The sequence below is a fragment of the Nocardia sp. NPDC047038 genome (assembly GCF_040644075.1).
Lineage (GTDB): Bacteria > Actinomycetota > Actinomycetes > Mycobacteriales > Mycobacteriaceae > Nocardia > Nocardia sichangensis.
In genome coordinates this window covers 253,054-279,921 of record NZ_JBEYVQ010000004.1, presented here as the reverse complement: position 1 = coordinate 279,921, position 26,868 = coordinate 253,054, and the positions used below count along the sequence as shown (strand labels likewise).

Sequence of the window (26,868 nt, the reverse complement as noted above, 5' to 3'; positions counted from 1 at the left end):
TGTGCGGCTCAGCTGGACCGGTAGCGTTGTTCCGGCACTCGGCTTTGTGTCTGCGTCCGGCTTTCGCCGGGACGACGGTATGGCGATCGCTGGAGGAGTGGTGGCCCGGGTATTCATCAGCCACGCCGGCACAGACCGGGCGTGGGCCGACGAGATCCACGGCTGGCTGGTCGCGGAGCGGCACGAGGTGTTCTTGGACCAGCATCCGGTCGACGGCCTTGCCGCAGGGGAGGAATGGGAGCAGCGGCTCTACGAGCGTTTGCGATGGGCCGACGCGGTGGTCTGCGTCATCACCCCGACCTACCTTCGATCTACCTGGTGCGCAATCGAAATCGGCATCGCAAAAACCCTCGGCAGCAGATTGCTTCCAGTGCGTGCGGCGGCGGGCGCGACACATCCGCTGCTGAAATCGATCCAGCAGCCCGACGCCGTGGCCGATGCCGACGCGGCGCGGGCTGGACTGGCGCGATCGTTGCGCACGCTGGACGCGGGCGGAGGATCGGGCTGGCCGGACGACCAGTCGCCGTACCCCGGCTTGGCGTCGTTCGAGACCGCCCAGCACCGGGTCTTCTTCGGGCGCGCACGGGAGGCGAGCGCGATCGCTGAGCGGTTGCGCGCCCCCGCCTTCCGATCCACCCCCTCGGTCTTGCTGGTCATCGGACCATCAGGATGCGGCAAATCCTCCCTGGTGCGCGCCGGTGTCATCCCGTTGATCGCGGAGGAAAACTACTGGCTGCCAATGGAACCGATGACGCCCGGCGTGGACCCTGTGGGTGCGCTTGCCCGGACGCTGGCGATCACCAGACGACGGACCGGACTCGACTGGCAACTGTCATCGGTGCGCGACCGCCTGGCGAAAGACGGCTTGCGAGAAGTCTCGGATGAGATATTGATCGCGGACGAGTCGAGCCGCCGGCGCAAACTGCTGTTGGTGGTCGACCAATTCGAGGAATTATTCCGACGCGCCGAGCCCGCGCAGCGCGCGGAGTTCACCGAACTGCTCGCCCCGGCGATCGGCGGGCCCGTGCAAGTGCTGGCCACCTTGCGGACGGAATTCCTCGACCAAATGATCGTCGATCCTGCGATGAGCTCATTGTCGACCGAAACGTATCCTTTGCGCCCACTGCGGAAAGGCGGACTCCGCGAGGTCATCGAACGACCTGCGCGGGTGGCCGGTTTCCGCATCGACGACGGCCTCGTCACCGAGCTGCTCGCCGACACCGACAGCGGTGAGGCGCTGCCCTTGCTGGCATTCGCACTGGAGCGACTGGCCGACGGTGTGCACCGCGGTGGGACGCTCTCATTACAACGTTACGACGAAACCGGCGGTGTACGAGGCGCGCTGGTACGTCAGGCCGAAGTGGCGCTGGCGGAAGCCCGCGCGGCCACCACCCTCACCGACAACCAGATCATCGACGTGATGCTGCGCCTGGTGACCGTCGACGAACGGGGCGTGCCCACCCGCGCCCGGATACCGCGCGACGAGCTGACCGAAACCGACGCCACGGTCGTCGACGCGTTCGTCACGCAACGACTGCTCACCATCGATGAAGAAGACAGACGAATCGTCGTCTCGGCGGCACACGAAGCGTTTCTGCAACACTGGCCGCTACTGCGAGACGCGATCGAGAAGGAGGGCAAGGCGCTGCGCGCCCGCCGCGCGATCGAGGAAGCCGCCGCTGACTGGAAGCAGGACCGCGCGGCGACCAGGCTCTGGGAGCGTGGACGACTGGAGTCAGCGATGGACGACACCGGCGCACGCATGCGCGTCCAACGGAGGCCGAATCTGCGCACGTGGCCACCGCGCCTACGTCGACTGGCGACCAACCGTGTCGACCTCAGCTCCAGCGCGAAGGAATTTCTCGAGCGTAGCTATCGCAGAGATCGCTTCCGGCGTGGGCGCGCGACGGTCGTGCTGTCCACTCTGCTCGTCGCGGCGCTGGTCGCCGCGACAATCGCGGTGATCCAGCAGCGCAAAGCTGTCGACCAGCAGCGCACGACTGTCGCACGCGCGCTGCTCACGGATGCGCGAGACGTGTTCGACGGCGAACCGCGCACCACGATCCGACTCGCGCTGGCGGCCGACGCCATCCACCCGAGTGTCGAAACCCGCAACTGGCTGGTGAAGCGGCTCGCCAGCACCTACTACGGCGGAACGCTCGACGGCAACGGACGAGAGGTGAGCCATACCGTGTTCTCCCCGGACGGTCACATGCTCGCGGTACAGACCTATGACGGCGTCATCGCGCTGTGGGATCTCACAGATCCGCGCGGACCGCGCCGGTACGGCGATCCGTTGACCGGCCCGAGTACCCTCGCGGAGCCTGTGTTTTCACCGGACGGACGCCGACTACTGACCGGTGCGGGGATCGATATCGATGCCAGGAACGCCAGACTCGGTATGGTCTCGCACGATCACACCTTCGACGGAAACGGCCTGGAAGGCGTGCTGGAGTGGGATGTCAGCGATCCGAGCCATCGGCTGGTCGGCAAACGCCTGCTGCCGGACATCGATGAGAAGACACAAATGGTGCTGGACTCCGGTGGGGCCTTCGGGGTCACTTTCGGCTGGACCCAGCCAACGCGGCTGTGGGACTTCACTGGTCCGCCGCGAGCGGTGCCGCTGGCACCCCCGGAGCAACACGCCGACGCGGTCGCGATTTCGCCCGATCGGCGGACACTCGCCACCGGTGTTCCCGGAGGTGTCGTGCTGTGGGACGTTTCGGATCTCGGCACACCACACCAGATCGGGAGAATCGAAGTCCAATTGCCCGGACGATCGCCACTCGGCCCCGACGCGCTTGCCTTCTCACCACGCGGGGGAATCTTGGCGGTTTATCTGGACTTCGCCGGGCTCACCCGCTGGGACGTGGGCGATCCCACCCGCCCGCAACAGCTGGGTGCGGCTATGCGAGCGACCCGCCATTTCGCATTCGCACCGGCGACGGGTCGACTCGCCGTTGCGTATGGCAACGCGGCATACCTTTACGATCTCGACGATCCAGCAAACCCGCGACAGTGGCGCGGGGCGTGGGTCGGCCAGCCGAGCGATGTCAGCGCCGTAGGGGTCGCCAGCACCGGCCGAGTTGCCACCGGTGCTCGGGATGGTCGCGTCACGCTGTGGGACAGCGAATTTCGCGTTCAGCCCAAGCCTGCCGGTCCGTCGTTGTACGGAAGTTTCGATAGGAAGAGGCCACCCTGCTGTGTCACCACGGTCGGTGACTTGATGGCGATCGGCGGCGCCAACGGCAACGTCGACCTCTGGGATATCTCGAACTCGCGAGTCCCGCTCCGACTCGCCACCTGGAATGCCGAGCACGTCGATTTCTCGAGGAACGATCACCGACTGTCGGCGGTCGCCTTGTCCGCTGACGGCAAGACGGTGGCCACAGGCGGGCCGGACCGGACGGTATCGCTGTGGGACATCAGCGATCGCGCCCATCCTCGTCGTCTCGGACCACCTCTGACCGGGCTCGGCGGAATCGTGCGGGCGATAGTGTTCACACCTGACGGCAATCGCCTCGCCGCGGGCTCCGACAAGAACTCGCTGGTGTGGGACATCAGCAAGCGGGAAACGCCGCGCCGGATCGGGCGCGGCTTGCGCGACCGTCAGATAACAGGACTGACATTTACCGATGGCCGCCTACTCGCCCTCGGCTGGAACGGCGGGAATGCCGCGTTATGGGACCTCACGAATCCCGACGAACCGTCGTTGGCCGGCATGGCACCCACCAGAGTGATGGTCGGTAGGCTCGCATACTCGCCCGCCGCGCGAGTCCTGGTCACGAGCAGCACGGACAAGACCGTACAGCTCTGGGACATGAAGGATCTCGCACATCCGCGTCGGCTCGGCGACCCGCTGCGGGACACGATGGGCGGCGATGTAGACGTGATCTTCGATCAGACCGGCCGCCTGCTCGCGGAACTGGGGTTGGATGGAAGGATCCTTCTGTGGGATATCACTGATCCAGCACGTCCAGTACAAGTCGGCGACCCGATCGACGCCAGGGCCGATGCGGTGGCCGGTGCTCAATTGAGCACGGACGGTGACACACTGGTCGCGGTGTACAGCGACGGCCCAGCGGTCATCTGGGATTTGAGCGCGCTGAACGCATTACGTCGGCGGACCGTCGAAATCGCGTGCGCGACAGTGGGTACGGGACTCGATCCCGCTGGCTGGCAGCAATACATCCCGACGATCGAATACCGCCGGACCTGCCCGTGACGTTCACGGCTTGCGCGTCAGCCGTACCGCTCGGCCCCCGCTTTCGTCGGTGATGAGGATCTCGCCGTGCGGATCGACGGCGATCCCGCTGATCGCGCCGAGTTCGCCGTACGGCAACCGAATCGGCGTCGTCGATCCGGCCGGAATCCGCCACAATCTCCCGTCTCGCGTGGACGCACCCGTCGTACTGGCCGGGTCCGGAATCCAGGCGTTGTCGGCCAGCAGCAGCGCTCCATCGTGATCGAAGGCGAGCGCGGCGACCGCTTCGCCGGCAGGCAGCGGAGTTTCGGTGGGCGTCACCGAACCCGGCGGGATACGCAGCAGTCGACTGACCGGGGCGGTGCTCGTCACCACCAACTCGCCGGCGTCGGAAACCGTGATCGGCGCACCGAGGTGATCGACCGTCAACAGCACAACCTGCGTACTGGAGCCTGCCGGGAACTTCAGGATTCGGGCGTTGTCCGGGTCGGTGATGTACACATTCCCCGTACGGTCGACCGCGACGCCGGCTCCGTTCGCGCGTTCGGAACTATTCAGGTCGGCCGCGCCGAACCCCACTAGCGGCAACAGCGCGACATTTTTCGGGTCGGCCGCCACCTTCAGCACCTGACCGTGCTGATAGTCGCAGACATAGAGCTGAGCGTCCTGTCCGATGGCGAAACCCGAGGGCCAGTGCAGATCCGGCAGACCGATGCGCTCCGGAGTGTATCGCCCGGAGGGCAGCCGCTGGATGCCCTCGTTCTCGGACACGTAGACGTCTCCGCTCGCGGAGACCGCGATACCACTCGGCCCCGAAACCGGCATCGGCAGCTCGGTTTGCGCCGCCCAGCCCCACATGTCCCGGTTCGAACGTTGAGCCGGCCACCACACCCAAACCGCCACACCCACCGCCACCACCACGACAACCCCCGCCACGATCCACCCTCCCCTCGACCGCAGCCTCATATTCAGCATTTGGCCGGTACCGTGTCGCCCGCCAGGCGGAACTCGAACCGGATCGCGCCCGGGCTCTGCGCGGGCAGGACGATGGCCGCGCCGTGCCCAGGCCTCCAGGTCCGGGGGACCAGGACGTAGTGGTCACCGATGCGGCTCAGTGGCGCCAGCCCGTCGTAGCGGAACCGGTAGGCGGATCCGGTGCCGGGGTCGGGGTCGCAGGGCGTCGTTCGGACATCCGGCCCGGAAAGGTGCAATTCCTTTTCGCTGTAGATGATGACTTGGGAACTGGTGGGCAGTTGCGCGGCCCATTCCCGAGCTCGGGTCTGACCGACCGCGACCGAGTAATCGGTGGCGATCCAGAACAAATTGATGCCGACCATGAGAAACAGGATCACCCACTCCGCGACCGCTGCCGCCTGCGACGGTGGCGGCGCTGTCGCAGGCAGGCTTTCACGCAGACGCTTACGACGCAGCACGACCAGCAGCCAGAACACCAGCACCCCAGCGATGATCGACACCGGTGCCACGCACAAACCCTTGTTGATCGGGGTCACTACATATATCCGAGACAGCCCGTTGACGAGGACCGCCCCGGCGATCAGCACGATCGCGGCGGTGGTCCACCGCCCCGGTCGACGGGTGCGGATCGAATCCGGAAGCGCGACGTATCCCCACAGCACCGCCATACCGATGAGACCGACGAGTGTCAGCGGCACGAACAGTGCGTCGACGGTGCGCATCAGGTACTCACGGATGCTCGGATTCAGCGTCGTCGAGTCGACACCGAAGTAGTTGAAGTACCAGTAGACATGCGCCCATCCGAAGTAGAACAGGACGGCGGTGAGCAACGTAGTCGGCGCGACCAGTTGCCCGATGGATCGCGCGACGTGACCGAACCCGTCGAATGCCGAACCCGTTGCTGGTGTCGACGCCTGCTCATCTGGTGGTGGTGACACGTGGCTTGCTCGTCGCCGTCTCGGTGGGCGTTTGGGTTCGGGTGGTCGAGTCGGTTCCGGTAGGGGAGACGGTTCTCGTGGGGGAGGTGGTGTCGGATGTCTTCGGTTCGAAGCCTTCTGTGCCGCAAGGAAGTTTCTGCGGGGACAGTGTTCCCGTGAGCAGCGTCAGTGTCGAGCCGGACATCAGAATCAACGACCCGTTCACCGACTCTCCGGTCGGGGTCGAATCCTGCTTCGCGCCGGAGAATCCGGAGTACTGGCAAATGCTGCGGTAGGTGTCGGCCTTGTCCTGTGCAACGGCAACGCTCGCGCAGCCGCCGCACGCCGCGGCTATGCGCTGCACTGCCAACTCTTTGACCGCGACGATCGGTGCGCCCTGGAGTTCGGTGAACGCCGGAATCCGGAAGGGCGCCCCGGCCGCCTTACCGGCATCGGTTTTGCCTGGTCGCCCCGGCGCTTCATCACCCGGCGGGGCATCGGTTCCGGACAACAGTTGGGTCGTCGTCGCAGTGCCCGCTTGCGGGTCGGGTATCGACGTGGCGCATGCCGATAACGCGAGCGCCGCCCCACCCACGACCATCATTCGCCGAGCGAACATTCTTTCCCTCCCCGCATTCCGGAACACGATTACGTCGGTGCTCAGTCAACGCGCACGTGACCGACCGTGTCGCACCACTGATCATCTCTCAAAAGATCAGACGACAGAGTGGATTTCCCTACCCTGCCCAGGTGACGAAGCACCATTTCTGTCACTCATGACGCTGTGTGCGGCATGCGAATGCGCCGAATCTCGGCGGCTGGGCATTTCCGCGACGAGGTGCAGCGACTTCGATTGTCGTTTCGCGGTCACCACTCCGGATCGGCGTGGTAGATCTCGCGGTATTCCTTGGCGAAGACGCGGCGGCCGAGCAGACGCCACGCGAGCCGGGCGGGAAGTGGCATCTCGGCGAGGATTTTCCGGCGGTCGTCGTCGGAGACGCCCTGCAGAATGAAGCCGAGGAAGACCAGCTGGCGGTCCTTCGGCATGTGCTCGCGTCCGCGTTCGCCGAGAGCCTGCCATTCGAGCGCGGTCATGACGTTCTCGACCACGGGCAGGACGTGCCGCTCCTCCTCGGCCATGTGCTCGTCGAGGGTATCGGACAGCGCCCGCAGCGTGGCCGCGAGCCGGTCCCGAACCGACGGGTCGGCGGCGGTGGCGAACTCGGTCCCGTCGCGGTGGGCGCGGTCGGTGAGTTCGGCGATCCGCTCGTGCTGTTCCTCCATGCGCAGCACCAGAGCGGCGTCCGCGGAGGCGCGCTCGAGCAGGATCGGCCACATGAGCTCGTCCTCGCCGGTGTGATGGTGGTGCAGGCCGTCGCCGAGTTCGCCGAGGAAGGTGATCAGGCGCCGGGCGCGCTCGACGTCTCCGGGCGCCACCGCAGCGACGAGGCCGGGCAGAGCGCTGAAGTGTCTGCGGAAGGCGTTGTGCAGGACGACCATGTCGTAGGTGTCGGGGCGGCTGGGCGCGGTGCGGGTGGTGTTCATGCGGTGCTCCTGTCGCGGCGGTGAACTGCGACGACTGTGCGGCCCGCCGCTTGCAGCCCACTTGTGAGGCACTGCATGGGGGTCGGTCTTAGACTTGGCGCGTCATGGTTCGGATCCGGGTGCTCGGCGCGCTGACCGCGGCGGACGAGCGGGGCGAACTCGATCTCGGCGGTCCGCGGCAACGTGGCGTGCTGGCGCGGCTGCTGGTCGCACGGGGCGAGGTCGTGCCGGTCGATCGCCTCATCGATGACCTGTGGCGGGGTGAACCGCCGCCGCGGGCACTCGGCGCACTGCAAGCCTACGTCTCCAACCTGCGGCGGTTGCTGGAGCCGCAGCGGGCACCGCGCACACCCGCCACCGTTCTGATCAGCCGGACCCCCGGCTACGCGGTCCGATTCGCCACCGAGGACGTGGACGCGTGGCACTTCGGCGCGGAACTCGACGCCGCTGGGCAGCAGGGCGATCCGCGCGAGCGACGGCGCACGCTGGAACGCGCGCTCGCCCGCTGGCAGGGCCCCGCCTACGCCGCCTACGCGGCGGAGCCGTGGGCGACCGCGGAAGCGGCGCGGCTGGAGGAATTACGGCTGGGCGCACGCGAGCAACTCGCGGCCGCCCTGCTCGACCTCGACGAGCCGGCGCTCGCCGCTGCCGAGGCCGAGGTCTTGAGCAAGGAGCACCCGCTGCGGGAAGAGGCGTGGCGACTGACAGCGCTGGCCCGATATCGGGCGGGCCGCCAAGCCGACGCGCTGAGCGCCCTGCGCCAGGCCCGCAACGTTCTCGCGGACGAACTCGGCATAGATCCGGGTCCGGCTTTGACCCGGCTGGAGGCGGACATCCTCGCGCAACGAATCCCGCTGCCCGAGCGCGCGATTCCACTCCCGCAGACACCGTCCACATCCGCAGCGGCCGCGAGCGCCCCGCAGGCCGAGCCGAATCCGGGATTGTTCGGCCGAACCGGAGAACTCGCCGCGCTGCGCGACGCGGCCGCCGGTGCCGACCCTCGGTCGGCGACTGTGGCGGGTGAAGCCGGCAGTGGGAAATCGACTCTGCTGCAGCACTTCGGCGCGGCCTTGCGCGCGAACGGGCATCGGGTGGTGATCGGACGCTGCCCGGAGGACGACGCCGCTCCGTCGGCTTGGCCATGGGTCGAGATCCTGCGCGCCCTGGCCCGCGAGCACGATCCCGGCGGCTTCGCGCCCGCCCTGGCGCCGCTGCTCACCGACGGCGCCGGTGCACAGGACGCCGACCGCGACCATGGCCGTTTCCTGCTACATCGGGCGGTGTGCGGCTACCTGAGCGCCGTCGCCGCCGTCGCCCCGTTGGCGATCCTGCTCGATGACGTACATCGGGGCGACACCGAGACAGCGGCGCTGCTCACCGCGGTGGCGACGGAGGTACCCGGGCTCGTCGTGATCGGCTACCGCCCCGACGAGGTGCCGCCTGCGTTGGCAGACGCGCTCGCGGCCCTTGCCACCACCGTGCGCGCCCGGGTTCGCCTGCGCGGCCTCGGCGTCGAGGACAGCGGTCGCCTGATCACCGCCCTGACCGGCAGCACACCGGCGGCCGCTGTGGTCCGGACGTTGCACGAGCGCACCGGCGGGAATCCGTTCTATCTCATCGAGGTCGCACGTCTGCTGCAGAGCGAGGGCGAGCTGGTCGCCGCGTCGGACGTTCCGGAGGGTGTGCGGGACGTACTGCGCCGCAGGCTTTCCCGGCTTCCCGAGACCGGGGTGGCGCTGCTGCGTCTGGCCGCGGTGATCGGCCGGGAGTTCGATGTCGCGGTGCTGGTGCGCGCGGCCGAGGTGCCCGAGGACGACGTGCTCGACGCGGTGGAAGCGGGGGTGCTCTCCGGGCTCCTGGACGAACCGGCCAGCGGCCGAGCGCGTTTCACGCACGTTTTGGTTCGGGACACGCTGCTCGGCGACCTCTCCCGGATCCGTCGTGACCGATGGCATCGGCGGGTCGCCGCCGCGATCGAGGAGATCGATCCTGGCGATCTCGCGGCTTTGGCCCACCACTACGGCGAGTCGGTGAACCCGGAGACGGCACGACGAGCCGCCGACTACGCCGTGGCGGCAGCCGAACGGGCCGAGCGGCGCTACGCCCACGACGTCGCCGCGGCCGGGTATGAACGCGCGGCCGCCGCGCTCGAGCGTCACACCGGCGCCGACACCGTCGAGGAACGGGTCGCGATGCTGTGCCGGGCGGGTCGCAGTCATCTCGCCGGTGGCGCCGGGCTGGCCGCTCGAACCGCTCGGCACCGGGCCGCGGCGCTGGCGGAGGAGGCCGGCCGGGTCGATCTGCTGGTACGGGCCTTCACCGCCTGGGACACACCCACCCCGTGGATGAATCGACAGTACGGCGTGGTCGAGCACCAGGTCGTCGGTTGGATAGAGGACGCACTGCGTTCCCCCGGCCTCGCTCCCGCCGACCGGTGCCGACTGCTGGTGACGCTTGTCGACGAGATCGGCGGCGAGGCCGGCGAACGCGCGGCGGTGGCCGCCGCCGAGGCCGAAACTCTGGCCCGCGAGCTCGGCGACGACGCCCTGCTCGCTCCCGCGCTGCAAGCGCAGGCCTCGCTGTACGACTCGCCGGAGCGCGGCCCGCTCGGAGCCGAGTTGATCGAGGTCGGGCGACGCACCGACCGGAGCGATTACCTGCTCCTCGGCCACACGGTCGCGGTTCAGGCCGCCGCGTCCGCGGCTGACATCGCCGCCGTCCGCGAGCATCTCCAGGCGGCCACCGCGCTGGCAGACCGCTACCAGTGGCGGCAGGCGCAGGTGGCGAACGCTATGGCGTGCGGGCTGGTGGCGCTCATGACCGGTGATCCCGACACGGCCGAGCAGCACTATCTGCGAGCCAACGAACTGCTGACCCGCGCGGGCATTTTCAATGCGGGCGGAATCCTGGCCATGGCGCTGTTCGTGGTGCGGCTGCACCAGGGCCGCGCCGGTGAACTGGCCGAGATGGCAGGCGCATTCGCCGACAGCGCCGTCCCCGCGTCCGTCGACGCCATGGTGGATTTCCTGGTGCTGGCCCTGCTCTCGGCCGGCGATCGGGCGGAAGCGGCGCGGATCCGGCGCCGGGGCCGGCCGATCCGCGACGACGTGTTCCGATCGCTGTTCCTCACACTGCGCGGCATGGCGGTCGCGACACTGGGCACGCCCACCGAGGCCGCCGCGCTCTACCGCGATCTGCTTCCCTACCGTGACCGGCTCGGTGGCGCCGACACCGGTTCCTACGCGGTCGGTCCGGTCGACACCGTTCTCGGTGACCTGGCGGCCCGGCGCGGCGATGCCGAACTCGCCGCCGCGCACTACCGGGCCGCGCTCCACGTCGCCCAACGCTGCGGCAACCCCACTTGGATCGCGGCCGCGGCCGAACGCCTCGAGCGCTGACGCTTCACTGGTCGCTCACAAGTCGGAGCCGGACCATCGTTCCCGACGATCCGGACCGACCGAGGAGTACCCCGATGCCGAATACCCGCCGCTTTCGCGCGGCCACCGATCTGTACCTCAAGACCGTGACCACCGCGCACCGCAAGCTGCTCGACATCAGCGGCGGCCGTGCCGGCACTCGATTCAAGAAGATGCCCACCCTGGCTCTCACCACGACCGGACGGCGAACAGGGTTGCCGCGCATCGTGATCCTCACCGTTCCCGTCGTGGAGGGCGACAGTTATCTGATCGTCGCTTCGCGGGGCGGAGACGACATCTCCCCGGATTGGTTCCACAACCTGTGTGCCGATCCCGCGGTCGAGGTGTCGTTCCAGCACGGCGCGAAGCAACCGATGACTGCCCGCGTGCTCCCCCCGCAGGAACGCGACCGGCGGTGGCCAGAGGTCGTCGCAGCGTACCCGGGGTACCAGACCTACCAGAAGCGGACCACCCGTCAGATACCCTTGGTCCTTCTCAGCCCACGCCGGTGAGTGGCGTCGCCGCGGGGAGACCGGCCTCGCGGTACTGGAAATGGGTTGGCCGAGATGACTCTCGAGCTGCTAGCGTCCGGGAGCCCGTGACATCGCCCGAGGAGGTGAGACCCATCAACGCTGTATCCAGTGGGTGCTCCACATCTTCTTCACGGTTGGGCGATTGACGTAGGTGTCGCCGGGAGCGCCGCGAACGTGGCAATCCCGAAAGGCAATACCTATGCATTCTGTGAATTTCACTGCGGAGACATCGTTGAACGGTGTCATCGAACGCGACTTCACTGTGGGTGAGGTACCCGGCGTGCTCTTCTCGCCCCCATCCGGCTCCCGCCCCGCACCCTTGGTGCTCATGGCGCACAGCGGCGGCCAGCATAAGAGGGCGCCGGGCATCGTGGGCCGGGCGCACCACTTCGTGACCGGCTACGGTTTCCACGCCGCCGCCATCGACGCACCCGGACACGGCGACCGGCCGCGAACGACGGAGGACGAGCAGCGGATCGCAGTCCTCCGGCGTGCTCAGGCTGCGGGCGAGCCGATCGGCCCTATCATCGTCGAATTGCACACCTACCTGGCCGAGCGCGCCGTGCCGGAGTGGCAGGTGACGCTGGACGCCCTGCAGGAACTGCCGCAGATCGGCGCCGACGGGCGGGTCGGATTCTGGGGCATCATGCAGGGTACCGGGATCGGGGTGCCGTTGACGGCCGTCGAACCCAGGATCATCGCGGCGGTCTTCGGCTGCCTGGGGCATGAATCCCTGGTCGAGGCGGCGGCACAGATCACCGTCCCGATCGAGTTCCTGCTCCAGTGGGACGATGAACTGCTCGACCGTCGATCCGGTCTCGCGTTGTTCGACGCCTTCGCCTCGAAGGAAAAGACGTTGCACGCCAACGCGGGCGGTCATTTCGAGGTACCGAGGTTCGAGGTCGACAGCGCGGCACGGTTCTTCGCGCGGCATCTCGGCCAGGTCGACACGTCACCGGCCTGACGGGACAGGTATCGGCGGCCGAGCGCGAGCCGGCTGCCGATACCTCAGCCGTAGACGGCTCGCCTGCCGGCTGCGGACCTCGCTCGGGGCGTCACGGTGGATGCGCGAGATCGCCAGCGGCGGAGTGACAAGATCGCGCGGTCTGGTCGCCTGAACCGAGCCGGGTGATCATGACATGATCTCGATCATGCCGATCTCCACCAGTTCGTTCGACCATGTCCGCTTGACAGTGACCGACATCGACAGATCCCGGGCCTTCTATGACGCTGTCTTCGGATGGCCGATCGCTTGGGAGTGTCCCGCGGACGCGGACGAGGCCACCCGGGCACGATATGGGTTCCTCTTCGGCGGTGTGATCTACCAGATGGGTGATGCACTGCTCGGACTTCGCCCGGTCGCCAGTGACGAGTTCGACGAAGATCGAGTAGGACTCGACCACCTCGCCTTCGCCCTCGCCACTCGGTCGGATCTCGATTCGGCGGCTGCCTCGCTCGACGAACTCGGTATCGCGCACGCGGGAGTGAAAGACCTGGGCCCCATGTACATTCTGGAATTCCGCGATCCGGACAACATCGCGCTGGAATTGGTTGTGCGCAAACAGTGATCGCTTGCCCGCCGACATGCCGGTCGGCGGCAATGGGATTCCCGCCAAGATCACGATCGGTGACCTGTGGGACCTGGTCATCGGCGCCTGCTGACCGTCCTGTGCTTCCGAGGCGAGGAACGGCCGCGCGCGTGTTGAGCGACTCGGCAGCTACCGCGAGGCTGGAGGCAGGAGCCGGCCGCTGAGAACGGGACGTTCGTTGAGGTCATCCAGAGGCACCCCGACGCCGAGGTTCTCTGCAAGCCTGTAGAACATTCCGCGGGACCCCAAGGGACCGTATTCGTGTTCTTCGGGTCGGGCGCCGAGGGCCTGCATCTCGGTGTCGAAGCGGTGCATGTCGCTGCCTGTCCGCTCGGCTGGGACGAGGCTGGTCATGGTGTCGAGTCCGGTGATGAGGCGGCCGTTCTCGGCGTACCGGAACACCACTCCCGGTTTCTCGCTGGCGTTCAGCACCAATGCCGCGGTTCCGACTGAGGCGCGCAGCACCAGTCCTCGGTCTTCGATGCATTTCCAACTACCGTGCTCCCACACCCAGGCCCAGCTTCCGTAATGCCCTGCGCTGACCACATATCCGTCGGATGCGTAGAGATGGCCGCCCAGCTCGTAGTGGAAGTCATCCTGCTCGCGCACTGCCACGGTGTTCTGGTCGACGCCCATCCGCTCCAATAGCTCCCGGGCGTTGATCTGACGCGCGAAGGTGATGCTGAGCAGCGGCAGATCCCGGCCGTACATCCACCCAAGGCCACCGGTCATGGCGTTCACGACGCCCCCGGTTCGTTGATCCCGATCGAGGTCGGGAAACGCAGTCCATGATCATCAACCCAGGCGTCGTCATCAGCTGAAGCAGTCATGCGGCTGACGCTGCCATGAGCCACCGACATCCATGGCCGGGTCCGGATTCTGGGTCTATCTCGCACCTTAGATCCGCAGTCCCTCCAGGGGCGGCGGGAGCGGATGTTCAGGTGGTGTGGGTCTGCTCGATGAGGGTCGCGGTGGCGCGGTCGAGGAATTCGCAGAACTGTTTGTGCTCGTCGGGGGTGAATCGATCGGTGAGGGCGCGTTCGAGCACGATGACTTCCCGATAGGCGCGGTCGAGCAGGTCGCGGCCGGTCGGGGTGAGGGTGGCGATCATGACTTTGGCGTGGACGGGCGACGGTTGCCGGTCGATGAGCTCTTTGTTCTGCATGCCGGTCAAGACAGTCGCCATGCTCTGCTGCGTGACCCCGCACGCACGGGCCAGTTGGGCGCCGGACATGGCGTCGTCGCGGGACAAGATCAACAGCACCGTGTATTGGGTCATGGTCAGTCCGTAACCGCGTAGCACCGCCTCATGGTGGGCCATGAGCGCCTGCTCGGCTCGGCGAATGCGCGTGCACACGTATTCCTCGACGGGCACGTCGACCATGTCACAACTCCCTAAGTTGACTCAGTATCCTGATACTGCTTAAGTGCTCAGTATCAGGATACTGAGTCAACACAGAAAGTTGTATGTGATGAAGGCTGTTGTGCTGGACACCGATGACACCTGCCGGATCTCGGAGATCGACGAGCCCGTGGCCGGGCCGGGCGAGGTCGTGATCCGCGTCGCCTATGCGGGGGTGCAGTACGGTGACGTGCTGGTGCGTGGCGGGCACTTTCCGGTGCCGCGCCCGTTCGTGCCGGGCTTCGAAGCCGCAGGCCAGATCATCGCGGTGGGCGAGGGCGTGGACGAAGGCCGGATCGGTGAGCAGGTCGTCGCGCTGGTCGGCGGGGGCGGTTACGCCGAGGTCGCGATCGCGCCTTCGGTGCTGGCGATCAATGCCTCGCGCGTCGACGCACGCACCGCGGCGGGGTTCGGATGGGTGACTCCGACCGCCTACGACCTGATCGATTCCGTCGGCGGGGTCCGGGCCGGGGACCGTGTGCTGATCCACGCCGCAGCCGGTGGTGTCGGATCACTGGCCGGGCAGTTCGCCGCTGCCGCCGGCGCGGAACGGATAGTCGGCGTGGTCGGCAACTCCGGTCAGCTCGATTACGCGCGTCAGTTCGGTTACCACGAGGTGCTGACGCGAGAACAGTTCCCCGATGGCATCGGTGCGGAAACCTTCGACGTGATCCTCGACCCGATCGGCGGACCGACGCGGGTCGCGAGCCTGGCCCGGCTGGCCGCCCATGGCCGGATCGTGGTCTACGGCAACATCGCCACCTTCGAACCGGTCACCGTCTCGGCCAACGACCTGCTGATGCACGGCCAGTCGCTGATGACCTACAACAGCAATCTGGGCAGCCAGACCCACCCGCAGCGACTCGCCGACAGCGCCACTCGCGCGATGGCGCTGGTCGCCGACGGGTCGGTGCGCATCGATATCACCGCCGAATACGCCCTCGCCGACGTCGAGACCGCGATCGCGAACCTGGCCGGCGGAGTGACCCGCGGCAAGAGCGTCGTCCGCATCGGATGAATCACCGTCGGCGATCCGGCCGCGGCACCTGCTCGCGTGTCGTGCGCCGGATCAGCCGTCTTTTCTCGTTCGGGTCACGTGTGGCCGCCACCGCGGAGCCAGTCGGTCCACGGGATGCTCCAATCGCCGTTGTGCCAGATATCGAGGGGTTCGCCGCCGGTGTTGCGGACCTCGACCACGTCGCCGGGGATGACGAAGTCGTAGAACCACGTGGCGTCGGCGGGGGAGAGGTTCAGGCAGCCGTGTGAGACGTTGGTGTTTCCTTGCGCCCACATGCTCGCGGCCAATTCGTGCACGAAGATTCCGTCGTGGCTGATGCGGACCGCGTGGTTGATGCTCGTGCGGTAGCCGAGCGCGGAGTTGGTGGGCAGGCCGTAGGTGGCGGAGTCCATGATCACCGGGTCGTTTCGGTCCAGCACGGTGTAGATGCCGGGGCGAGTCCAGAACGACATGACTCTGCCGCCGACGACCGCGGTGCCGCCCATGCCCATCGATGTGGGCATGGTGCGCACGAGGTTTCCGTTGTCGAAGACCTCGATCTGTTTGGTGTCGTCGTCGGCGACCGCGACGTGCGCAGGTCCGATGGTCACTGAAACTTGTTGGTCACGCGAGCCGTAACGGCCGTCGCCGAGCGCGCGGCCGAAGAACTCGGCCGCGATCGTGATCCTGGTTCCCGGTGCGTGATAGTGCTCCGGCCGCCAGTGTGCGTTCTGATCGTCGAGCCAGTACCAGGCGCCGGCGACGGCAGGCTGGGTGGTGACCTTCAGGTAGCGTTCCGCGGCGGTCCGGTCCACGGGTTCGTCGAAATGGGCGACGAGCACGAAACCTACTCCGTAGGTGTCGTTTTCGGCCAGCTCGACGAGATTGGACGAGCGTAGTGAGACGTCGATGATCTGTTGCGGTCGCACCGTGGTGCAGGTTGTCGTCGCGGCGACGTCGCCGGTTTCGCCCTGAGCGACGGCTTTCGCGGTGTAGGTGTGTCCGTAGCCGAGTGGTTCGGCACTGGTCCAGGTTCGATGATCGGGTGCCGATACGCCCGGCAGCGATCTGCCCGTTTCATCGATCCATTCGACCGATCGCAGCGTCCCGTCGGTGACGGTGACCGTGCCGAGACTGCGCGGTTCGACATCGTGGGTGCCGGGGATGGGGTCGAATCGGATTGTGGCAGGTGTGGGTGGCGGCGCGAGTTCTCGCGCCCACCCCCATCCGGCCAAGGCGAGACCACCCGCACCGGCGAAGCCGATCAACAGCCGACGACGTCCCAATGCCACCGTCTATCTCCCTTCTCCGGGGTGCTGGGGCCGACCTCTGTCCGCCAGCATGCGACAGCTACGCGCCGCCCGTGAGACCGACGACCAGCATCTCCACCGATCCGCCGCACAACCGATACCGTTCCTCGATTGATCGGGGTTCTCCCGAGTGTGGATCGGTATCGATTGTCGGCAGCTCAGGTCGGCTGTGGGCCGCTGGCAGGATGGGTCGCATGCTCATCGTCATCGGCGGACTTCCGGGGGCAGGTAAGACCACGTTGGCGCGCTTGTTGGCGGCGCGGATCGGTGGCGTGCATCTGCGGGTCGACACCATCGAGCAGGCGATCGTTCGATCAGGTCTGGCCGAGCATCCCGTGGGGCCTGCCGGTTATGTAGTGGGGTACGCGCTGGCCGGGGAGCATCTTCGGCAGGGGTTGACCGTGATCGCCGAATCCGTGAACCCACTGCCGATCACTCGCGACAGCTGGCTGGGCGCTGCCCGAGATGCCGGTGTCGCCGCGGTGGAAATCGAGGTGATCTGCTCGGATCCGGCCGAGCATCGGCGCCGTGTCGTTTCGCGATCGGTCGACATCCCTGACCTGCCGCTGCCGGAATGGCAGCAGGTGCTCGACCGCGAATATCAGCCGTGGGATCGGGACCACATCATCCTCGACACGGCTGGCGAGAGACCCGACCAGTCGTTGCGCCGCCTGCTCGGGCGCCTCCGTCACCTCGGGGCTTCCAGCGTCCTGACCAGCGGCAGCAACGATCACGAAGTTTAGAATGACGATGTGCAGCGCGCTGCAGTGACCGATCCGTCGCGTGTCGTGGTCCTCGGGTCCGGGTTCGCGGGTCTGTGGGCGGCGCTCGCGGCGGCCCGGCGGCTCGACGAGCTCGGTGTGGCGGGCGGGACCGTCGATATCACGATGATCAGTTCTACGCCGTACCACGACATCCGCGTACGTGACTATGAGACCGATCTGAGCACATCCCGCATCCCGCTCGGCGTTCTTCTCGATCCGGTCGGAATCGAGCACATCGTCGGCGAAGTGACGGCGATCGACGCTGCGGCGCGAATCGTGGAATCCACCGCGGGCGCTCACGGCTACGACCGGCTGGTGCTCGCGTTGGGCAGCCAGGTGGTCAAGCCCGATATCCCTGGCCTGCGGGAGTTCGGGTTCGACATCGATACCCACGACGCAGCGACGAGACTGCAGGCTCACTTGCGCCGGCTCGCCGAGGGTCCCGCTGACCCGGCGGCCGCCACCGTAGTCGTGGTCGGGGCAGGTTTGACGGGGATCGAAGAGGCGACCGGGCTGCCCGCGATGCTCGCCGACGTCTTTGCCCCGCGTGCCGTCGCAGCGCGGGTCATCCTGGTCGACCGCAACCCGTTCGTCGGCTCGGACATGGGTGTATCGGCCCGACCGGTCATCGAGGCGGCGTTGGCCTCCAGCGGGATCGAGACCAAGTTGGGCGTCGGGGTGATGTCCATCGATGAACGCGGCGTGACGCTTTCCTCGGGTGAAATGGTGCCCGCCGCCACTGTCGTCTGGTGTGCGGGCATGCGGGCCAGCCTGCTGACCGCGGACTTCGGCGTCGACCGTGACCGGCTGGGGCGACTGCCCGTCGACGATTATCTGCGTGTCTGCGGTGTGCCCGGGGTATTCGCCGCAGGTGACGTCGCTGCCGCGAAAATGGACGACGAGCATATGTCGGTGATGTCCTGCCAGCACAGCCGCCCGATGGGCCGATGGGCGGGATACAACGTCATCGGCGATCTTCTGGGCGAGCCCATGAAGCCGTTGCGGATCCCTTGGTATGTAACGGTTCTCGATCTGGGACCGGCAGGAGCGGTGTATACCGAGGGCTGGGACCGCCATGTGGTCGCATGCGGCGAGGCAGCCAAAGACACCAAGCGCGCCATCAACACTCGCCGTATCTACCCTCCGCTGAACCGCGACCGCGACGCGTTGCTGGCCGCCGCCGCACCCGACCTGCAGGCCGCACCCGAGTACGGACACTAAGGTTCGGTATCCCGATCGAGAGAAAGGTCAAGCCGCGATATCGGGGTCCAGCGAATAGAGCCGACCCGCAGCAGTTCGGGGACAACGGCAACAATCCCAATTCGTAGGAGTCCGCACATGCTGCATGAGTGCACCGATATTCGCTGCTGAGCCGGTCATCGGTGATTGCAGATGGACGTGTATCCGGCCGGGGTCTGGCAGCCCACGGCGGAATATCTGCGGTGGTGGTCTGACGCGACGCCGGGGGCGCTTGTTACCGTGGCTTATGACGAGCGAAGCCGTGCCACGACGCCGCGAGTTGCTACGTGACTTTTTGCGTGCCAGGCGGGCGCGGGTGCGGCCCGAGGATGTCGGGATTCCGGCGACGGGCCGGCGGCGCACGCCTGGATTGCGGCGAGAGGAACTCGCCGTGCTGGCCGGAGTCGGGGTGTCCTGGTACACCTGGTTGGAGCAGGGGCGCGACATCACCGTCTCCGACGAGGTGCTCGATGCGATCGCCCGAGTCCTGATGCTGAGCGAACCGGAACGAATCCATCTGTACCTGCTGGCAGGACTCAATCCGCCCACCCTGGAGTGCGCGCCCGTAACAGCCGTCACGCCGGAAGTGCAGCAGTTGATCGATGCTTGGGACGGGCGGCCCGCGGTACTGCGCGATCGGTACTGGAATGTGCTGAGGTTCAACGACACCGCTCGGATGGTGTTCGGCTACGGCGACGGCGAACACAATTGCCTCCTCACGTATTTCACCAATCCTCGCTATCGCGCCATGGAGGAGCTGTGGGCGGCGAACGCACCCGCCATCGTTGCCGCGTATCGCGCAAGCGCGGGCATTTGCCCTGGCGACACCGATTTCCGCAGGGTGGTCGACAATCTCCGGTTGATGAGCCCGGAATTCACCGAACTGTGGGAGCGGCAGGAAGTCGGAGTTCCGGAGCAAGCGGTGAACGCGCTGCGTCATCCCGACGTCGGTGAATTGTTCTTCGACGCGACGACGTTGACGGTCGCGGACCATCCCGAATGGCAACTCGTGCTGTACAACCCGAGGCCGGGCACCGCGACCGGCGAGCGCCTGGAACGGCTACACCGCGGGCGCGTCGCCTCGCCCGCCTGACGGCCGCAAGGTGGTGGTGCCACACCCACCATAAATGCGCACTGTTTGCTTCGGGGCTGGGTCGGCACGCTGGAGTCATGACGCACGACAGTTCCCGATACAACGGCAAGATCGCACTCGTCACCGGCGGCACCAGCGGCATGGGGGCGGCCACCGCGCGGCGGCTCATCGCCGAAGGAGCGAAGGTGATCGTCACCGGGCGCGACAAGGCCCGGCTCGACGCGGCGGTCGACGAACTCGGGCATCGGGCGATCGGGATTGCCGGTGACGCAGCCGACCTCAGCGATCTGGACACCTTGGTGACGACTATCCGCGACCGGTTCGGCCGGTTGGACGTGGTGTTCGCGAACGCGGGCATCGGCGCGTTCCAGACCATCGAGGAGGTCACCGAAGACGAGTTCTACCGTGTCCTCGACACCAATCTCAAGGCCGCGTTCTTCACCATCCAGAAGACGCTGCCCCTCCTGCCGGACGGTGCGGCGATCGTTATCAACGCGTCCTTCGCCGCGTATCGCGGCGCGCCCGCCGCCGCCCTCTACACCGCGAGCAAAGCCGCGGTGCAGAGCCTGGCCCGGACCCTCGCCGCCGATCTGACAACCCGGCGCATCCGCGTCAACTCCGTGAGCCCTGGGTACATCGACACCCCAGCCTTCCAAGCCGAAGCATCCGCCGAGATCAAATCCACGATCGCCACCACGGTTGCCGCCGGCCGGGTCGGCACGCCGGAGGATGTCGCGGCGGCGGTCGCTTTCCTCGCGTCGGACGAAGCGTCCTACATCAACGGACAGGACATCCTCGTCGACGGCGGACTGATCTCGGTCATCCCGGCAGCGGTGCTGTAGCCGAGCTTCGGCAGGAAAAGCTTGTCCGAAGACGGCCGTGCTGACCGCGGGCGCGTTCGAGGGCGGCGTATCACGTATGCCCTCGAAGATCGCCGCGCTGAGTCGACGACCTCAGCCGACACTAGTTCTCATCGGGCGTGTGCTCGGAACCGGCGTCGAGCGGGTTCTCGGCCATTCTGACCGCGAGGCCCCACTGTATTGCGCGTGCGGCGGAGCTGCCGGGCTTACGGTCGGCCTGAGCCTGGAAGCAGGCAAGGAACTCGTCGGCGAGCCCGAGCCGGGGGTACCGCTGGAGTACCTCGGCACGGAAGGCGGGGCTGAAATCGTCGATGTTCTTTCCCACGATGTCCAGCGCCGCGGCCCGCGACAGCAAGTGCCCTTCGGGATCATCGGCCACGTCCACGTCAGGCCCCATATGCCCGGCGATGACTTCGCCGAGGCGTTCGCGGCGCTCGCTCGGCCAACCGGCGCCGGCGGCGAACACCCGGGCGACATGGCCGCCGGCCTCCTCGAAGGAGACGGTGTGACTGTCGAACTCCGGCACGAGGCTGATGTCGTGGAACATGGCAGCCGTGAACAGCAGTTCGGTGTCGTACCGGATGCCCTGCTGTCTGCCGTAGGCAGCCGCCCAGATGTAGACGCGGTGCGAGTGGTTCAGCAGGGCGGCGGAGTGGTAAGCGGCGGCTACCTCCAGGGCGGCCGATGAAGCCGCCGTGTCAGGAATTACGAGGTCCTCCAGAACGCTCATGCGTCGACAGTACGGCGTGGCGGCCCGTGCTCCTGATCCATTCCGACGGCCCGATCGTCGGCCATCACTACTGAAGGCGGGCCATCGGCTGCACCTTCAACTGGACCGCCGATTGTGGACCTGAAGTGCGTAACGTCGAAGCCGACCAGTACTCCGACGACCGGAAGGACCTTCATGCGAGCCATCACAGTCCGGGATCGCGAAGCTGGCATGGGCGGATTGACCCTGACCGATCTGCCCCACCCGCACGCCGCTGAGAACGACGTCATCGTGCAAGTCCACGCCGCCGGCTTCACCCGCGGCGAGCTCGATTGGCCAGGGACGTGGACCGATCGCGCCGGTCGCGACCGCACCCCGAGCGTCCCCGGCCACGAACTGTCAGGTGTAGTCGTCGCGCTCGGCTACGGCACCACTGGACTCACGGTGGGCCAGCACGTCTTCGGGCCGACCGACTGGGCCCGCAACGGTTCGCTCGCGGAGTACACCGCCGTGGAAGCCCGCAACCTGGCCCCGCTCCCCGCTGACGTCGACCACGTCGCCGCGGCCGCGCTACCGATCTCCGGTCTGACGGCCTGGCAAGCCCTGTTCGACCACGCTCACCTCGAAACCGGCCAAAGCGTCCTCATCCACGGAGTCGGTGGCGCCGTCGGCTCTGTCGCCGCGCAACTCGCCCAGGAGGCGGGAGCCCACATCATCGGCACCGGCCGAGCCTCCGACCGTGACGCGGCCCGAGATTTCGGCGTCCACGAGTTCGTCGACTTGGACGGAGAGCTCCTGGAGGACGTCGGCGAGGTCGACGTGATACTCGATGTGATCGGCGGCGACATCCGCGACCGCTCTACCGCGCTACTACGCCCCGGCGGCACCCTCGTCACCATCGCCGGTCCACCCACCATCCACCCTCACGACGGCCGAGCCATCTTCTTCGTCGTCGAGCCCAACCGGGAGCAACTGGCCCAACTGGCCACCCGCCTCCGTCATGGCCGGCTCATCCCGCTCGTCAGCAGCGTCTGCTCCCTGGCCGACGCCCCCGCGGCGTTCAGCCCCGACGGGCGCACCCGCGGCAGAACGATCGTCAAGGTGACCACGGACTGACGAGACCAGCCGTTTCGACCGTCGACCGAAGCGTCCAGCTCGGAGGCGCCTGGATTAGCTCATTAGATGCTGTCGCCGAAGTAACGCGGCAACTCGACCGATGAAATGCCGTTAAACAGGGAAATGCCACGGCACAATGTGGCGATGCGGACATTTGCTCGATTGTTGCACGCTGTCGTCGCCGGGGCACTGGTTGTGGTAGCCGGTCAGGGTCTCGCGGCCGCCCCCGCCGCGAGCGACGCCCATATTCAGTTGCCCTGGCTGACGTCTGGGCCGGATGCGGTGCAGGCGTCGGGTGCGGCGCTGGCAGACGGAATCACCGGCACGGTGCTGTGGTCGCGACAGCCGAACACCCCGGTCCCGATAGCTAGCATCACGAAGGTGATGACGGCACTGGTCGTGATCAATGCCGGCGACCTCGACCGGGCCATCACCGTGCCGCAGGAAATCATCGCCTACGACACCGAGTACGACGGAAGCACCGCAGGCCTGGTCCCCGGCGAGGTGCTCACCGCGCGACAGCTGCTGTACGCGATGATGCTGCCGTCCGGCTGCGACGCCGCCTATACCCTTGCCGAAGCCTACGGGCCCGGACAAGACGGTTTCATCGCCAAAATGAACGACACCGCGCGTCAGATGGGCCTGGCGGGAACACATTTCGCCGACCCCAGCGGGCTGCCTGCCCCCACCGACCACTCCACCTACTCCACACCGGCGGACCTGGTCGCCCTCGGCCTGCGCGCGATGAGCCTGCCGGTGTTCCGGGAGATCGTCAGTTCGCAGAGCTATCACGTGCCCGCCGGCCCGGGCAACCGCGCTCACCTCTGGCAGACCACGAACAGGATGCTGCACGACTATCCCGGCACTATCGGCATCAAAACCGGATACACCGACGCTGCGGGAACCTGCCTGCTGTTCGAGACGGTCAGGGCAGGAATACCGCTGATCGGTGTGGTCCTGCACAGCTCACCCGACAGCGGCGGCGCTGCCGCGAAGGATGACGCCGAGCGCATGGTGAACTGGGCCTACAACCCGATCTTCAGCGCGCTGCCGATCAGTTAGCGCCGAATGCGGTGAGCCCTCTGCTGATCCGGTTCCGAGGTCGGACTCCAGCTGTGGTCATGCCGCTTCGAGGACCGGATCCGTTCGGCGACGAAGTGCCCTGCGGTGGTGGCGGTGCGCGCCGCCTCGACCACCTGTTCGCGCTGTTCGCGGTGATACCGTGAACGCGACAAACGTCCCGTCGACCGACAGTGAGTGGCCAGCGTTGGTGTCCGAGTCCGTTGTGAGTGAGGCCGAGTCTCGTAAAGGACTTCCGCGCACCAAGCGCGGCGAACGCACACGCGCCGCGCTGATCGCCGCGGCGCGCGAGGTATTCGAGCGCGACGGATACCTCGATGCCAAGATCTCCGATATCTCCAAGGCCGCCGGGACGGCGTCAGGGTCGTTCTACACCTATTTCGACGGCAAGGAAGAGATCTTCGCGGCGGTGGCGGAGCAGGTGCAGGAAGAGATGCTGCACCCCCACGTTCGCGGGCGCACGGGCGTCACCGACCCGCGCGACCTCATCGAGGCGGCCAATCGGGACTACCTGCGCTCCTACAAGCGCAACGCGCGCCTGATGGCCGTGCTCGAGGAGGTCGCCCTGATCAACGAGGATTTCCGCGAGCTGCGGATGGAACGAGGCAAGGCTTTCGCGGAGCGCAACGCGAAGATGATCAGCGCGCTGCAGGAATCCGGCCGGGCCAGCGCGGACCTCGATCCCATGATCACCGCGCACGCCTTGTCGGTGATGGTGAGCCGGATGGCCTACCTGGTCTTCGTCCAGAATCAGCGCATCCCGTTCGAGAAGCTCGTCACCACCCTGACGCAGCTGTGGGTCAACGCGCTGCAGCTCGAATCGGACTGATCTATCGCGCAAGGTGGGCAGCGTTGATAAGCGATCGTTCGAAGGAAAGACCGCCATCGGTGTCGTTCCTGGTGAGCGAGGGAGCGGGATTCGTGTCCGGCCAGGTCGTCTATGTGGCCGGCGGACCTCGGGACAAGGACGGAAGGACAGCCACCGATGAAGGTATTCCAGGGCTTGGCCGAGCTGGAGAAGGCCATCGGAACTCACCTCGGATACAGCGACTGGTACACCGTGACCCAGGAGCAGATCGACCGTTTCGCCGACGCGACGGGCGATCACCAGTGGATTCACGTGGATCCGGTGAAAGCGGCGACGGGACCGTTCGGCACGACCGTCGCCCACGGATTTCTTACGCTGTCTCTCATTCCGATGTTGACCCGGCAGATCTATCGCGTCGAAGGGTTGTCGATGGGCGTCAACTACGGCGCCAACAAGGTGCGGTTTCCCGCGCCCGTTCCCGTGGGGTCCCGGCTGCGCGCGGGAGTCGAGTTGCTCTCGCTCGCGCCTGCGAACCTGGGATTCCAGGCGGTCAGCCGCGTCACCGTCGACATCGACGGCGCCGCCAAGCCCGCGTGTGTCGCCGAGACGGTCGCGGTGCTGGTGCCTTGATGAGCGACCGTAACCGCGAGGATCTGCCCGGCTTGGACCTGGATCGCCTGGCGGCATGGCTGGCCGAGGTCGAGCCGGATCTGCTCGCCGGGCCGCTCACCGGCCGCCTGATCGCAGGCGGGAAATCCAACCTGACCTACGAGATCAGCGACGGCAGGTCGGCGTGGATCGTGCGGCGGCCCCCGCTCGGTCACGTGCTGGCAACCGCACACGACATGTCCAGGGAATACCGGGTGATGACCGCGCTGGCCGGCACCGGCGTACCCGTTCCCGCCACCTACACGCTCTGCGAGGATCCCGATATCCTCGGCGCGCCCTTCTATCTGATGGAGCGGGTGATCGGGACGCCCTACCGCACGGCGGCCGAACTCGCAGCGATCGGCGCCGACCGGACGCGAACCATCTCGACCGGAATGGTCTACGCTCTGGCCGCTCTGCACGCCGTCGATCCCGCCGCCGCCGGAGCGATCTCGCCGATACCGCGAAGATCTGCTCGCCTTCATGGACGAGCACGTCTACCCCGCGGAGGCGGTCTACCACGCACAGATGACGGAGTCCGGTGATCCGCACTTCCACCCGCCGATTCTCGAAGAACTCAAGACCGAAGCGCGCAAGCGCGGTCTGTGGAATCTGTTCCACCCGCACCCGGAGTGGGGTCCGGGCCTGACGAATCTGGAGTACGCGCCGCTCGCCGAGATCATGGGACGAAGCGCGCATCTGGCGCCGGAGGCGACCAACTGCAACGCTCCCGACACCGGGAACATGGAAGTGCTGACGCTGTTCGGCACGCCCGAGCACAAACAGACGTGGCTGCGTCCGCTGCTGGACGGCGAGATCGCCTCGGCGTTCGCGATGACCGAGCCGGCGGTCGCCAGCTCCGATGCCACCAACATCGAGCTGCGCATGCGGCCCGACGGCGACGAGTACGTGCTCAACGGCCGGAAATGGTGGACCTCCAATGCCTTGCACAAGAATTGCAAGGTCCTCATCGTGATGGGCAAGACGGATCCGGATGCGCCCGTGCACCGCCAGCAGAGCATGATGGTCGTCCCGATCGACACCCCTGGCGTGACGGTCCTGCGCAATCTGCCCGTCTTCGGGTATCAGGACCGGGAAGGGCACGCCGAGGTGGTGTTCGAGAACGTCCGAGTGCCGCGCACCGCGCTGCTGGCCGGTGAGGGCGACGGGTTCATGATCAGCCAGGCCCGGCTCGGGCCGGGACGGATCCACCACTGCATGCGAGCGATCGGCATGGCCGAACGGGCGCTGGACCTGATGATCGACCGAGCGCAAGCGCGGACGACGTTCGGCGCGCCGCTGGCCGACCGCGCCAATATCCAGGATTGGATTGCCGAGTCCCGCATCGAGATCGAGATGGCGCGGTTGCTGACACTCCAGGCCGCCTATCTGATGGACACCGTCGGAAATCGCAACGCGCGGGTCCAAATCGCCGCGATCAAGGTGGCCGCGCCCCAAGTCGCGCTGAAGGTGATCGACCGGGCCATCCAGGTCCACGGCGGTGGTGGTGTCTCCGACGACTTCCCTTTGGCGAACATGTACGCGCATCTGCGCACTTTGCGTCTGGCGGACGGGCCGGACGAGGTGCACAAGCGCACGATCGCCCAGATGGAGTTGCGCCGCCGCGACCCTTCATGGGGCAAGCGACCGTAGCCGGACAGGA

General features: G+C 66.9%; 24 protein-coding genes. 16 read left to right on the top strand and 8 right to left on the bottom strand.

Features of this window, described 5'->3' with window-relative positions:
- The first annotated feature begins 79 nt into the window (after nucleotides 1-79).
- A complete protein-coding gene (locus ABZ824_RS17780; RefSeq protein WP_356964187.1) occupies nucleotides 80-4,225 on the top strand; it encodes a TIR domain-containing protein in 4,146 nt (1,381 codons plus the stop codon).
- A gap of 3 nt (nucleotides 4,226-4,228) precedes the next feature.
- Here ABZ824_RS17780 and ABZ824_RS17775 read toward each other — a convergent pair whose 3' ends face one another.
- The 4 genes from ABZ824_RS17775 to ABZ824_RS17760 form a co-directional block, all read right to left on the bottom strand.
- A complete protein-coding gene (locus tag ABZ824_RS17775) occupies nucleotides 4,229-5,140 on the bottom strand; it encodes a hypothetical protein (RefSeq protein WP_356964186.1) in 912 nt (303 codons plus the stop codon).
- A 32-nt stretch (nucleotides 5,141-5,172) separates the two neighbouring features.
- On the bottom strand, nucleotides 5,173-6,117 hold the full coding sequence (locus tag ABZ824_RS17770) for a hypothetical protein (RefSeq protein ID WP_356964185.1): 945 nt from the start codon (nucleotides 6,115-6,117) through the stop codon (nucleotides 5,173-5,175).
- Nucleotides 6,098-6,700: a hypothetical protein gene (locus ABZ824_RS17765; RefSeq protein WP_356964183.1), complete on the bottom strand. Its 603-nt coding sequence runs from the start codon at nucleotides 6,698-6,700 to the stop codon at nucleotides 6,098-6,100. Before ABZ824_RS17765 ends, ABZ824_RS17770 begins: the two co-directional genes overlap by 20 nt.
- Nucleotides 6,701-6,963: 263 nt before the next feature.
- Entirely contained in the window at nucleotides 6,964-7,641 is a 678-nt protein-coding gene (locus tag ABZ824_RS17760; protein ID WP_356964182.1) for a hemerythrin domain-containing protein, read from the bottom strand.
- A gap of 104 nt (nucleotides 7,642-7,745) precedes the next feature.
- Here ABZ824_RS17760 and ABZ824_RS17755 point away from each other — a divergent pair, with 104 nt between their 5' ends.
- From ABZ824_RS17755 to ABZ824_RS17740, 4 genes are all read left to right on the top strand, one after another.
- Nucleotides 7,746-11,039, top strand: coding sequence for a BTAD domain-containing putative transcriptional regulator (locus ABZ824_RS17755; RefSeq protein WP_356964181.1), 3,294 nt, complete (start codon nucleotides 7,746-7,748; stop codon nucleotides 11,037-11,039).
- 74 nt (nucleotides 11,040-11,113) lie between these two features.
- Nucleotides 11,114-11,569 carry a nitroreductase family deazaflavin-dependent oxidoreductase gene (locus ABZ824_RS17750; protein ID WP_356964180.1) on the top strand — a complete coding sequence of 152 codons (456 nt, stop codon included), beginning with the start codon at nucleotides 11,114-11,116 and terminating at the stop codon, nucleotides 11,567-11,569.
- A gap of 229 nt (nucleotides 11,570-11,798) precedes the next feature.
- Complete coding sequence (locus tag ABZ824_RS17745; RefSeq protein ID WP_356964557.1) at nucleotides 11,799-12,554, top strand: alpha/beta hydrolase; 756 nt, start codon at nucleotides 11,799-11,801, stop codon at nucleotides 12,552-12,554.
- Nucleotides 12,555-12,741: 187 nt separating this feature from the next.
- Nucleotides 12,742-13,158: a VOC family protein gene (locus ABZ824_RS17740; protein ID WP_356964179.1), complete on the top strand. Its 417-nt coding sequence runs from the start codon at nucleotides 12,742-12,744 to the stop codon at nucleotides 13,156-13,158.
- Between the two features lie 150 nt (nucleotides 13,159-13,308).
- On the opposite strand, the gene ABZ824_RS17735 is transcribed toward ABZ824_RS17740, so the two are convergent.
- Together ABZ824_RS17735 and ABZ824_RS17730 are read right to left on the bottom strand one after the other, a co-directional pair.
- A complete protein-coding gene (locus ABZ824_RS17735; protein WP_356964556.1) occupies nucleotides 13,309-13,911 on the bottom strand; it encodes a DUF6461 domain-containing protein in 603 nt (200 codons plus the stop codon).
- 205 nt (nucleotides 13,912-14,116) lie between these two features.
- Nucleotides 14,117-14,563 (bottom strand): MarR family transcriptional regulator, encoded by a 447-nt coding sequence (locus tag ABZ824_RS17730; protein ID WP_356964178.1) that lies wholly within the window; start codon nucleotides 14,561-14,563, stop codon nucleotides 14,117-14,119.
- Nucleotides 14,564-14,651: 88 nt separating this feature from the next.
- On the opposite strand from ABZ824_RS17730, the gene ABZ824_RS17725 reads away from it, so the two are divergent.
- Nucleotides 14,652-15,599: a zinc-binding dehydrogenase gene (locus ABZ824_RS17725; RefSeq protein ID WP_356964176.1), complete on the top strand. Its 948-nt coding sequence runs from the start codon at nucleotides 14,652-14,654 to the stop codon at nucleotides 15,597-15,599.
- Nucleotides 15,600-15,673: 74 nt separating this feature from the next.
- Here the strand turns inward: ABZ824_RS17725 and ABZ824_RS17720 are convergent, their stop codons facing one another.
- A complete protein-coding gene (locus ABZ824_RS17720) occupies nucleotides 15,674-16,870 on the bottom strand; it encodes an Ig-like domain-containing protein (protein ID WP_356964174.1) in 1,197 nt (398 codons plus the stop codon).
- Between the two features lie 212 nt (nucleotides 16,871-17,082).
- Here ABZ824_RS17720 and ABZ824_RS17715 point away from each other — a divergent pair, with 212 nt between their 5' ends.
- From ABZ824_RS17715 to ABZ824_RS17700, 4 genes are all read left to right on the top strand, one after another.
- Nucleotides 17,083-17,631, top strand: a complete 549-nt coding sequence (locus tag ABZ824_RS17715; protein ID WP_356964172.1) for an AAA family ATPase — start codon at nucleotides 17,083-17,085, stop codon at nucleotides 17,629-17,631.
- A 24-nt stretch (nucleotides 17,632-17,655) separates the two neighbouring features.
- On the top strand, nucleotides 17,656-18,873 hold the full coding sequence (locus ABZ824_RS17710) for an FAD-dependent oxidoreductase (RefSeq protein ID WP_356964555.1): 1,218 nt from the start codon (nucleotides 17,656-17,658) through the stop codon (nucleotides 18,871-18,873).
- 280 nt (nucleotides 18,874-19,153) lie between these two features.
- On the top strand, nucleotides 19,154-19,984 hold the full coding sequence (locus ABZ824_RS17705) for a helix-turn-helix transcriptional regulator (RefSeq protein ID WP_356964170.1): 831 nt from the start codon (nucleotides 19,154-19,156) through the stop codon (nucleotides 19,982-19,984).
- A 77-nt stretch (nucleotides 19,985-20,061) separates the two neighbouring features.
- The gene (locus ABZ824_RS17700; RefSeq protein ID WP_355078155.1) at nucleotides 20,062-20,826 is read left to right on the top strand and encodes a glucose 1-dehydrogenase; all 765 of its coding nucleotides are present in this window, start codon (nucleotides 20,062-20,064) and stop codon (nucleotides 20,824-20,826) included.
- Between the two features lie 121 nt (nucleotides 20,827-20,947).
- Here ABZ824_RS17700 and ABZ824_RS17695 read toward each other — a convergent pair whose 3' ends face one another.
- The gene (locus ABZ824_RS17695) at nucleotides 20,948-21,574 is read right to left on the bottom strand and encodes an HD domain-containing protein (RefSeq protein ID WP_356964168.1); all 627 of its coding nucleotides are present in this window, start codon (nucleotides 21,572-21,574) and stop codon (nucleotides 20,948-20,950) included.
- A gap of 174 nt (nucleotides 21,575-21,748) precedes the next feature.
- Here ABZ824_RS17695 and ABZ824_RS17690 point away from each other — a divergent pair, with 174 nt between their 5' ends.
- From ABZ824_RS17690 to ABZ824_RS17665, 6 genes are all read left to right on the top strand, one after another.
- The gene (locus ABZ824_RS17690; RefSeq protein ID WP_356964166.1) at nucleotides 21,749-22,669 is read left to right on the top strand and encodes an NADP-dependent oxidoreductase; all 921 of its coding nucleotides are present in this window, start codon (nucleotides 21,749-21,751) and stop codon (nucleotides 22,667-22,669) included.
- Nucleotides 22,670-22,813: 144 nt separating this feature from the next.
- Nucleotides 22,814-23,731, top strand: coding sequence for a serine hydrolase (locus ABZ824_RS17685; RefSeq protein WP_356964164.1), 918 nt, complete (start codon nucleotides 22,814-22,816; stop codon nucleotides 23,729-23,731).
- Between the two features lie 223 nt (nucleotides 23,732-23,954).
- Nucleotides 23,955-24,578: a TetR/AcrR family transcriptional regulator gene (locus ABZ824_RS17680; RefSeq protein WP_356964162.1), complete on the top strand. Its 624-nt coding sequence runs from the start codon at nucleotides 23,955-23,957 to the stop codon at nucleotides 24,576-24,578.
- 156 nt (nucleotides 24,579-24,734) lie between these two features.
- A complete protein-coding gene (locus tag ABZ824_RS17675; protein ID WP_356964160.1) occupies nucleotides 24,735-25,187 on the top strand; it encodes a MaoC family dehydratase in 453 nt (150 codons plus the stop codon).
- Entirely contained in the window at nucleotides 25,187-25,750 is a 564-nt protein-coding gene (locus tag ABZ824_RS17670; protein WP_356964158.1) for a phosphotransferase family protein, read from the top strand. The genes ABZ824_RS17675 and ABZ824_RS17670 overlap by 1 nt, the downstream gene beginning before the upstream one ends.
- The gene (locus ABZ824_RS17665; RefSeq protein ID WP_356964157.1) at nucleotides 25,689-26,858 is read left to right on the top strand and encodes an acyl-CoA dehydrogenase family protein; all 1,170 of its coding nucleotides are present in this window, start codon (nucleotides 25,689-25,691) and stop codon (nucleotides 26,856-26,858) included. The genes ABZ824_RS17670 and ABZ824_RS17665 overlap by 62 nt, the downstream gene beginning before the upstream one ends.
- The last annotated feature ends 10 nt before the right edge of the window (nucleotides 26,859-26,868 follow it).